This is a genomic window from Dehalococcoidia bacterium (genome assembly GCA_035310145.1).
In the GTDB taxonomy this organism is placed as follows: domain Bacteria; phylum Chloroflexota; class Dehalococcoidia; order CAUJGQ01; family CAUJGQ01; genus CALFMN01.
Genome location: DATGEL010000125.1, coordinates 1 through 8,736 on the forward strand (window position 1 = coordinate 1; position 8,736 = coordinate 8,736).

Genomic DNA, 8,736 nt, shown 5'->3' on the forward strand with positions numbered 1-8,736 from the left:
GCGTGCCCGCGATGCGCCACGCGGCACCGGCCTCGGTCCGATCAAGCAACCCAAGCCCCCAAGCGCTCACCCGTGGCGTACCTACCGCTCGTGACAAACTCACGGGACGATTACCCTGACCTTTTCACTGAACCGCGACAGTCTGGTTCAGCAATAGTAGCCATCGAATAGCGAGTATCAGTCGTATTAGGATACATACTGTGGCTACGGCGCGGAGGGATCGAGCAGCACAAGGCCCATCGGCTGCCGGACGGTGGGAATGTGCGCGGCGACGGCGAGCGCCGTCATGTCGATCACCGCGACCTCGTCCCGGCCGGGTACGCTGACAAAGGCGGTGGCTCCGTCCGGCGCGAAGCTGGCGTTCGCCTGCGGCGCGCCGACGTCGATGCGGGCCACCTCGGCGCCGCTCGTGCGGTCCAGGACGAGCACGAACGGCGCGGAGAGGTGCGTGATCAGGCCGTACGCCCCGCCGTTCGGCTGGAAGGCAGCCTCGACAGGCGAGCCGCCGGCGGGCGTGGTCTGCAGCACCGCCAGCGTGTCCACGTCGAGCACGACGTTGGTGTTGGCGCCGCCGGTTTGCACCCACACCTGCCCGCCGTCCGGAGTGACGCGCAGCATCCAGGGTTTGCTGCCGGGTGGGAGGCTCACGGTTCCGACCACGGTCAGCATGCCGAGGTCGATCTTCGAAACGGTGTCCTGGTCGCGCTCTGGTGTGAAGCCGAACCGACCGTCCGGCGTGAGATTGATATCTCAAGGGAAGTGGCCGGTGTCGACACGCCCGCTGACCTCGCCGGCGGCGAGGTCGATCGCCGCGATCGCGTTGTCGCCGGCGATGTTGACGTAGGCAGTGGTGCGGTCGGGCGTGAGCACTAGGCCGTGCGCCGGTCCGCGGCCGCCAGTGGCGATCCGCTGGGTGAGCGCGATCGTGCGCGGATCGATAGCGATTGCCTCGACCTGGTTGGCGGGCAGGTCGAAGGTCCAGATCGAGCGGCCGTCCCAGAAGCGCTGCTCGTTGGACAGCCAGGTGACCGTGGCGCCCAGCGGACGCGTCTCAAGAGCCTGCCGGGTGACCGGATCAAAGAGGGTCACGTCCTGCTGCGCGGCGCCGAAAGCGAAACCGAGCAGAGCGGAAACGGGCTGACGATTGGCCGCGCGGGGAGTGGCGCGCCGTGCGGCGGCAGCATCTGCCCTGTTGGCGGGCTTGCCGCAGGCGACCCCTGCCGCCGAGAGCAGCGCGGCGGCGGTCCCGCCGCCCACATCGCGCAGGAAGCGACGGCGCGAGCGCACCTCCCCGGCCGTGGCGGGATTCATGGCGGGCGTACCGTCCGCCGGGTCGACGGGGCGTCAATGCGCCGGTGGGTGGGCGCGGGTGAGCGGATTCGGCGCCATTCGGCCGCTGGGCATGGCCGTACTCCGGCTTCGGTGTAACTGAGCTGACTGAGCGATGAAGCAGCGTCCCCCCATCAGTGTACGCCCGCCGCTCAAGCCATCGCGCGGGCCGGCGGGCCCGCGTTTGCCGGTCACGGCGCTGCTGGGCTAGAATGCGAGGCACGGGGCGTAGCGCAGCCTGGTAGCGCACTTGAATGGGGTTCAAGAGGTCGCCCGTTCGAATCGGGCCGCCCCGACCGTTTCTCCCGAACGCTCTCGCCAGCGCTTCCCCGCTCGCGTGGGCTCGCTCGTCCTGCCCTGGTGGTGCTCGCCGCGCTAGCGGAACAATGCCACGACGCCGGCTCGCTCCGGACCTAAGCCGTTTCTCCCGCGGAACTAAGTCGATCACGCAGCACGCGGTGCGGCCGCGGCGCTATCGTGTTGAGGCCGAGCAGCGTGAGGATGCGCCGGCCGCGTCGCTGGCGCGCCTGGGCAACCTATAAACTGCTGCATCTGGAGGGCGGGGCGCTGTCGGCGCGCGGGAAGCCGTACTCGCCGAAGACGATCGCCGGCTACCGCGAAGGGCTGGGGATGCTTAAGCGGAGTGCGGCCGAGCTGGGGCTGCCGGACGATCTGCGCCAATGGAAGCCGGCGGATCTGGATCGGTATGCGCAGCACTTGCGGGCGCGGGGTGCCAAGCCGACGACGGTCGCGGACCGTTTGAACGTGGTCGCGCGCTTCTTTACCTGGTGTGTGGTCCGTCGACTGATCGCGCGCTCGCCATTGGAGGCGTCGAGGCGGCCGCGGGCGGCGAGCGATCCGGTGCGGCCGTTCACCCGAGCCGAGGTGGAGCAGCTGCTCGGCGCGTGTGATGGCGAGGTCTGGATCGGCGCGCGGGATGGGGCGATCGTGCTGACGCTGGCGGATACGGGGTTGCGCGCCGCCGAGCTCGTCGGGCTCGACCTGGCCGATCTTGATTGGGATGGGTGGACGCTGCGCGTTGAGCATGGCAAGGGCGGGAAGAAGCGGGTTGCCAGGCTCGGTCTGGACGCGCGGCGCCAGGTAGCGGACTTTGTTGAGCTGTTCCGCGGACGGGAGCCGGGTCCGCTCTTCCCGAGCCGGTATGGCAAGCGGCTCTCACCGGATGCGCTCTGCGAGGTGTTCGAGCGGTTGGGGAGGCGCGGCGGGGTGCTGGGCGCGCATCCGCACCGCATGCGGCATACATTCGGTGTCGAGTTTTTGCGGGCCGGCGGGAATCCCTTCGAGCTGCAGTTGCTGCTGGGCCATGCTGTCACCGATCACGGTAATTGGCTCTCCCGCACTCCCGATGATGAAGGTCCAGCAATCGGCAACACGTGGCCGACACGCCGCTGGTTCTGCTGCTCGAGGGCGATCCACCAGCGCGCCTCGCTCCCGGTGCTGGCGCGATCGCGACTGATGATCGCGACCTCGGGATGCTGAGCCAGCCAGACCCGCAGCGTCTCGGTCTCCCGATCCGGGAGCAGATCCAGGACCGTGCGCCGTTCCAGATCGACCAGGATGGCGCCGTGCGCTTGGCCGCGGCGCGCGGCCCAATCATCCACGCCGAGCACGCGGACCGCCTGGGGTGATGGCATCTCCCGCGCGCGGATGAGGCGGAGCAGCGTGTCCGGGCTAATGGGGAGCCCCAGCTCCCCAACCAAGCGTGCCCCCGGCTCGCGGCCGAGGGCGCGGCCGACGGCGCGGTACAGCGCGGTGAGCCGGGCGGTGCGTCGGCTGCGAGCGGGCGCGAGACCCGGGAACGGCTCCGCAAAGATCCGCCGGGGACAGACGGCGCAGTCGCAGAAGAACCGCCGCATCTCCAGGCTGAGCCGGACGGCGAGTCCTTGCCAGGGGAGGTCGGCGAGCGTGCGGCGATAGCGACTAAGACATGGTTTCAAAACCGGCTCGAGTTCCCGCTTGTAGGTGTGCGATCGCACCTGAACGCCGGTTTTGAAACCATCTGTAAGCACGCGCCGGGCGGGGGTGCCGCAGGCCAAGCAGGCCACCGCATCCCACGTCGAGGCGAGGGCGATGCCAATGGTGTCCGGCGTTCGGCCATCGATGGCGACGATCGCGATGCCCAGCGCGGCCGGCACGGTCGCCGTCATAAGCATGGCCGCCTTCCTCCCTGCTTCGGTCAAGCAGCCCGGAGAACATTCTACGGAACCGAGGCTTCACCGGAAGTGCGGGAGAGCCAATTACCGTGATCAGTGACAGCTCAACCATGTGTACGCTGATGCACTTAACCGAGGGCTTTCGGCCACCACCGTCCGGCACATCCATGCGGTGGCAAAGAACTCGCTCAATGGGGCCGTGCGCAAGGGGCTAGCGGTGCGCAACGTCGCTGTGCAGGCGGACCCACCCCGCGCCCAGCACGCGGAGATGCACACGCTTACGCGCGAGCAGGTGACCACGCTGCTCGACGCGGCACAGGGACACCGTCTCGAAGCCCTGTTCGTCCTGGCCGTATGCACTGGCGCTCGCGAGGGCGAGTTGCTTGCGCTGCACTGGGCCGACATAGACCTCGACGGCAAGACGAGCGGCAAACGGCGCCCGCCGATAACCATCCGCTACACCTTGCCTCGTACGAAGGCTGAGGGCCTCGCGTTGCAAGACCCGAAGACGAAGGGTAGCCGGCGCGTCGTACCCCTGAGCGACGAAGCAGTAGCTTCCCTGCGCCGGCACAAGGCCGCACAGAACGCCGCGCGGCTCGCGGCCGGCGCGGCGTGGTCGGACATGGACCTGGTGTTCGCCAACGAATTCGGGCGGTTCATCGAAGCCTCAAACCTGCTCAAGCGGGACTTCGCTCCCCTGCTCGCACAGGCTGGCTGCCCGGCTATCCGGTTTCACGACCTGCGGCACACCTTCGCGACGCTGGCACTGGAGGCCGGCGTATCGGTGAAACAGGTATCGGCCATGCTCGGCCACCAAAGTATCGCCATCACACTCGACCTATACGCGCATGCGACTGAGCGTATGGAAGACCGGGCGCTGGCGTTCGTCAACAACCTGTTCGCAACGCGGGACGGTACCGGGTAGCTGTCAACATCGCTGTCCGAGCATCGGATGCGAACGAACTCCTCTCGGTCCCGAGAGGATTTCACGCCTATAACGCGGTACCCCCGGCAGGACTCGAACCTGCGACCAACGGTTTAGAAGACCGCTGCTCTTTCCGCTGAGCTACGGGGGCTGGCTGGCGAGGGGAGCCGGCACCCTGTATTGTACGGTGCCGGTGCGCCGGGGGCGCAGCAGCCAGCCTGCTCGGCAAGCCTGCGCGATGCTTGACACGGCGCCGGCACGGACGCAGCGTAGCGCTTGGCGTCCGGATCAGAGACCGGCGTGCGGGGAGTGCGGCGAATGGCCGAGACGTTCCTCAGCGGCGTGCGCGTGATCGAGGCGGGCGAGTCTCGCGCTGTCGGCTTCGCCGGCAAGCTGCTGGCCGACCTCGGCGCCGAAGTCTGGCTGCTGGAGGCGCCTGGCCGCGGCAACCGCCTGCGCCGGCGGCGGCCGCTGCTGCCCAACGGCGTCGGCGGCCTGTTCGCCTTCCTCGCCCGCGGCAAGCGCAGTGTCTCGGTTGACCTGGAGCTGGAGGACGGCCAGGAGCTGACGCGACGCCTCGCTGACGCTGCCGACGGCGTGATCGCCGACCGCGCCGCCTGGGGCCGCATCGAGCCGGGTGGCGCCGGCCTGTGCCCCACGGCGCCGCGCAGCATCGTCACCATCTCCTCGCGTGGGGCGCCGCACGCGGACATACCGGAGAGCGAGTTTGTCGATGCGCTCGAGGGCGGCATCGGCTACATGACGCCCGGCCGAGTCGAGGATCCGCTGCGAGAGTATCCGCTCGACCTGGCCGGCGGCGGCCAGGCGTCCTACGTCGGCGGGCTCTACGGCGCGATCGCCTTCCTGCACGGCCTCGCGCTCGGCCGCGCCACGGGCGAAACGGTGCGCAACGACGTGTCACTGCAGGCCGCGGCCGCCTCGATGATGGTGCTTAACCTGCCCTGGTGGGAGTACGCCGGCATCGTGCCCAGCCGCCTGCGCGCCGCCGGCCGGCCCACGCGCTCCGTCGCCGGCTTTGTGCGCGTCAAGGACGGCCGCGTCTCGATCTCGATGATCGAGGAGCACCAGTGGGACGGGCTGCTGCGGGCGCTCGGGGCGCCGGAGTGGGCCGCCCTGCCCGCCTTCGCCACGCAGCTTTCACGCAGCGCCCACTGGGAGGCGCTGCGCGCCTGCCTCGAAGACGAGCTCAAGGACACGCCGGCGCAGGAGGTGATGGAGCGCTGCCAGGCGCAGAACGTGCCGGTGTTCGTCGTGCGCGAGATGGAAGCGGTGCTCGCCTCCGTGCACGAGCGGGCACGCGGCTTCTTCGCGCCCTCCGAGCCGGACGGCGTGCTGCTGCCGACCAATCCCTGGCTGATCGACGGCGCTCCCGTCTCCGCGCACGGCCGCAGCCCGGCCCTGGGCGAGCACACGCTGGAGGCGCTGCGGTTGCTCGGCATGGACGTGGACGACTTCGACTTCTTCCGCGAGGCAGGGGTGGTATGAGCGAGCGCGTGACCGCGCTGGCCGGCGTGCGCATCGCCGACTTCAGCCGCGTGCTGGTCGGCCCGATCTGCACTCGTATCCTGGCGACGCTGGGCGCCGAGGTGATCCGCGTCGAGTGGCGCAAGCGGCCGGACCAGTTCCGCCGCTTCGAGCCGTATCTCGGCGAGCGGCACATCGACCACGCCGGCCAGTTCCACGCGCTCAACTACTCGAAGCAGAGCCTGGAGCTGGACCTGACGCGGCCCTGGGGCGTGCAGGCGGGCCTCGACCTGATCGCGCGCAGCGACGTCGTGATCGAGAACTTTCGCGCCGGCCAGTTCGCGTCGATGGGTTTTACGCCCGAAGCGATCGCACGGGCAAACCCGGAGGCGATCTACATCGGCATCGGCGGGCTGGGGCAGAGCGGCCCGGAGCGCTCGTACGTCGCCTACGGCAACTCGCTGCACGCCTACAGCGGGCTGGTGGCGATCAGCGGCTACCCGGGCGAGGAGGGCCGGGGCATCGCCGGCACCTGGGCCGACCCCGTCTCGGGCCTCTTCGCCGCCACGGCGCTGCTGGCCGCACTCGTGGCGAGGCGCGAGGGCCGCCTGCCGGGCCCGCACACGATCGACCAGTCGATGCTCGATTGCCTGCTGACCACGCTGCCGGAGGGCGTGATCGCGGCGCAGGTCGAGCCGGAGCGGGCGCGGCCGGCGGGCAACCGCTCGCCGCTGCACACGCCGCAGGGCGTGCTGCCGGCCCTGGGCGAAGACCGCTGGGTGGCGTTCAGCGTGCAGAGCTACGTGCAGTTCCGCGGGCTGATTGCACTCGCCGAACTGCGCGGCTACGACGACCCGGCGCTCTTCTCCATTCCCGCCCGCCGGCGGATCGAGGAGCGGCTGCTGGCCGCTCTGGCCTGCTGGTCGCGCGAGTTGGCGGCGGACGATCTCGTTTGCCGGCTGCGCGAGGCAGGGATCGCCGCAGGTATAGTCAGCCACGCCGGCGACCTCGCCGGCAGCGCCGAGTTCGCGCAGCGCGGCTTCATGCGTTCCATCCGCGTGGCGCCCGACGCGGAGCGGCGCCATCCCGGCGTGCCCTGGACCAGCTCGCACCCGGATTCTCTCGTCTTCGCGCCGCCGCCCGCGCTGGGCGAACACAGCCGCGCCGTCATGCGCGACGTGCTCGGCTACGCAGATGAACAGATCGAGGAGCTGCTGGCACGGCTGGAAGAGTAAGCACCAGAACACGGCTGAGGGCGCCGAACCCGAACCCTTCGCCCTTCGCCCTATGTATGAAGGAGAATCCCGATGCCGATCAGCTACGAGAAGCGCGGCCGTGTGGGCATCGTCACGCTCAGCCGGCCGGAGGCGCGCAACGCCTGGGGCAACGACTTCAGCGAGGGCATCGCCCGCCACTTTGCCGAGATGGAGGACGATGACGAGATCGGCTGCGCGATCCTGACCGGCGACGAGTCCGGCCGCGCTTTCTCCGCCGGCGCCAACCTCAAGGACCCGCGCACGCACACCGTCGATTCCGTCGCCGGCTTCATCAAGGGTCTGCCCAGGCAGCACGAGCGGCCGTTCGAGCTGCTCTCGCGCTTCCCCAAGCCGCTCGTGGGCGCGGTCAATGGCTACGCGATCGGCATCGGCTGCATCGTGACGTTCTGCTGCGACCTGCTGGTCGCCTCGGAGCGGGCCGAGTGGCGGCTGCCGCAGGTGGCGCTCGGCATCCTGCCGGCCTACGGCGGCTCGACGCGGCTGGCGCGCTGGGTGGGCAAGGGCCAGGCGATGCGGCTGGCGCTCGGCTTCCCTCTGCCGGCGGAAGAGGCGTACCGCATCGGCCTGGCGCAGTGGCTGGTGCCGCACGAGCAGCTGCTGCCGAAGGCGGTCGAGGTCGCGGAGCAGGTCGCGGCGCTGCCACCGCTGGCCGCGCGGCTGACCAAGGAATCGCTGCTGCGCGGCATGGAGATCCCCAATCTATCGGATGCCTCCTACGTGGACCTCTTCCGCTTCATGGCGCTGGAGCTGACCGAGGACAAGACGGAGGGCCACCGCGCCTGGCGCGAGCGGCGGCAGCCGGAGTTCCACGGCAGGTGACAGGTGGCAGGGAACAGGGATGAGGACATAGAGATGAGGACATAGAATCGAGGAACGAAAGTGGCGGAACACGTCGCGAACGTCCCCTCGTTGCTATTTCCTCGTTCCTCGCCGGGAGGCGCGGCATGGCCACCTACGAGACGATTCTCTACGAAACCCGGGGGCCGCTCTGCACGATCACGCTGAACCGGCCGGAGAAGCTGAACGCCGCCAACGACACGCTGGTGCAGGAGCTGGACGACGCCTTCTTCGAGTTCGACGCAGACGAGCGCCTGCTCGTTGCGATCCTGCGCGGCGCCGGCCGCGCCTTCTGCTCCGGCGCCGACGTGCAGCAGCGGCAATTGCGCACGCGCGAGGAGCTGCGCCGCCTGGGCGGCCCCGCCGGCAGGGGCGCCCGCGGCGACGGGCTGAGCGAGGCGGTGAACTGGAAGCCGGTGATCGCGGCCGTGCATGGCTACGCCCTCGGGCTCGGCTACGCGCTGGTGCAGCGCGCCGACCTGTTGGTCGCGGCGGAGGGAACGAAGCTCCAGATCCGCGAGGTGCAGCGCGGGCTGGGCGGCACGCAGCATTGGGTCAGCACCTGGTTCTGGACGGGGAGCCGTTTCGCCAACGAGATCGCGTTGACCGGGCGGATGTTCACCGCCGAAGAGGCGCTGGCGCAGGGGATGGTCAACGCCGTGGTGCCGGTGGAAGACTTGCTGCCCGCGGCGGAGCGGCTGGCGGCGCA

General features: G+C 69.7%; 8 protein-coding genes and 2 tRNA genes. 7 read left to right on the forward strand and 3 right to left on the reverse strand.

The window, feature by feature from the left end; genetic code table 11:
• Window positions 1–204: 204 nt before the first annotated feature.
• Both VKV26_23115 and VKV26_23120 read right to left on the reverse strand, forming a co-directional pair.
• Window positions 205–669 carry a hypothetical protein gene (locus VKV26_23115; GenBank protein HLZ72806.1) on the reverse strand — a complete coding sequence of 155 codons (465 nt, stop codon included), beginning with the start codon at window positions 667–669 and terminating at the stop codon, window positions 205–207.
• 81 nt (window positions 670–750) lie between these two features.
• Complete coding sequence (locus VKV26_23120; protein ID HLZ72807.1) at window positions 751–1,311, reverse strand: hypothetical protein; 561 nt, start codon at window positions 1,309–1,311, stop codon at window positions 751–753.
• Between the two features lie 240 nt (window positions 1,312–1,551).
• Between VKV26_23120 and VKV26_23125 the strand changes: the two genes are divergently transcribed.
• The 3 genes from VKV26_23125 to VKV26_23135 all read left to right on the forward strand — a co-directional run bounded on the left by VKV26_23125 (window position 1,552) and on the right by VKV26_23135 (window position 4,428).
• A tRNA-Pro gene (locus VKV26_23125) sits at window positions 1,552–1,625 on the forward strand.
• 205 nt (window positions 1,626–1,830) lie between these two features.
• Window positions 1,831–2,829 carry a tyrosine-type recombinase/integrase gene (locus VKV26_23130; protein HLZ72808.1) on the forward strand — a complete coding sequence of 333 codons (999 nt, stop codon included), beginning with the start codon at window positions 1,831–1,833 and terminating at the stop codon, window positions 2,827–2,829.
• A gap of 891 nt (window positions 2,830–3,720) precedes the next feature.
• The gene (locus VKV26_23135) at window positions 3,721–4,428 is read left to right on the forward strand and encodes a site-specific integrase (protein HLZ72809.1); all 708 of its coding nucleotides are present in this window, start codon (window positions 3,721–3,723) and stop codon (window positions 4,426–4,428) included.
• 78 nt (window positions 4,429–4,506) lie between these two features.
• Here the strand turns inward: VKV26_23135 and VKV26_23140 are convergent.
• Window positions 4,507–4,579, reverse strand: a tRNA-Arg gene (locus VKV26_23140).
• Between the two features lie 167 nt (window positions 4,580–4,746).
• Here VKV26_23140 and VKV26_23145 point away from each other — a divergent pair.
• From VKV26_23145 to VKV26_23160, 4 genes are all read left to right on the forward strand, one after another.
• A complete protein-coding gene (locus tag VKV26_23145) occupies window positions 4,747–5,934 on the forward strand; it encodes a CaiB/BaiF CoA-transferase family protein (GenBank protein HLZ72810.1) in 1,188 nt (395 codons plus the stop codon).
• On the forward strand, window positions 5,931–7,148 hold the full coding sequence (locus tag VKV26_23150) for a CaiB/BaiF CoA-transferase family protein (protein ID HLZ72811.1): 1,218 nt from the start codon (window positions 5,931–5,933) through the stop codon (window positions 7,146–7,148). The genes VKV26_23145 and VKV26_23150 overlap by 4 nt, the downstream gene beginning before the upstream one ends.
• Before the next feature lie 72 nt (window positions 7,149–7,220).
• Window positions 7,221–8,009: an enoyl-CoA hydratase-related protein gene (locus VKV26_23155; GenBank protein HLZ72812.1), complete on the forward strand. Its 789-nt coding sequence runs from the start codon at window positions 7,221–7,223 to the stop codon at window positions 8,007–8,009.
• Window positions 8,010–8,134: 125 nt separating this feature from the next.
• Window positions 8,135–8,736: enoyl-CoA hydratase/isomerase family protein (locus VKV26_23160; GenBank protein HLZ72813.1), on the forward strand; the 602-nt coding region annotated here is incomplete at its 3' end.

What these genes read in the sequence shown, in the direction of transcription:
- VKV26_23115 (HLZ72806.1), bottom strand. Translation starts at nt 669, where the DNA reads ATGCTGACCGTGGTCGGAACCGTGAGCCTCCCACCCGGCAGCAAACCC.
- VKV26_23120 (HLZ72807.1), bottom strand. Translation starts at nt 1,311, where the DNA reads ATGAATCCCGCCACGGCCGGGGAGGTGCGCTCGCGCCGTCGCTTCCTG.
- VKV26_23130 (HLZ72808.1), top strand. Translation starts at nt 1,831, where the DNA reads ATGCGCCGGCCGCGTCGCTGGCGCGCCTGGGCAACCTATAAACTGCTG.
- VKV26_23145 (HLZ72810.1), top strand. Translation starts at nt 4,747, where the DNA reads ATGGCCGAGACGTTCCTCAGCGGCGTGCGCGTGATCGAGGCGGGCGAG.
- VKV26_23150 (HLZ72811.1), top strand. Translation starts at nt 5,931, where the DNA reads ATGAGCGAGCGCGTGACCGCGCTGGCCGGCGTGCGCATCGCCGACTTC.
- VKV26_23155 (HLZ72812.1), top strand. Translation starts at nt 7,221, where the DNA reads ATGCCGATCAGCTACGAGAAGCGCGGCCGTGTGGGCATCGTCACGCTC.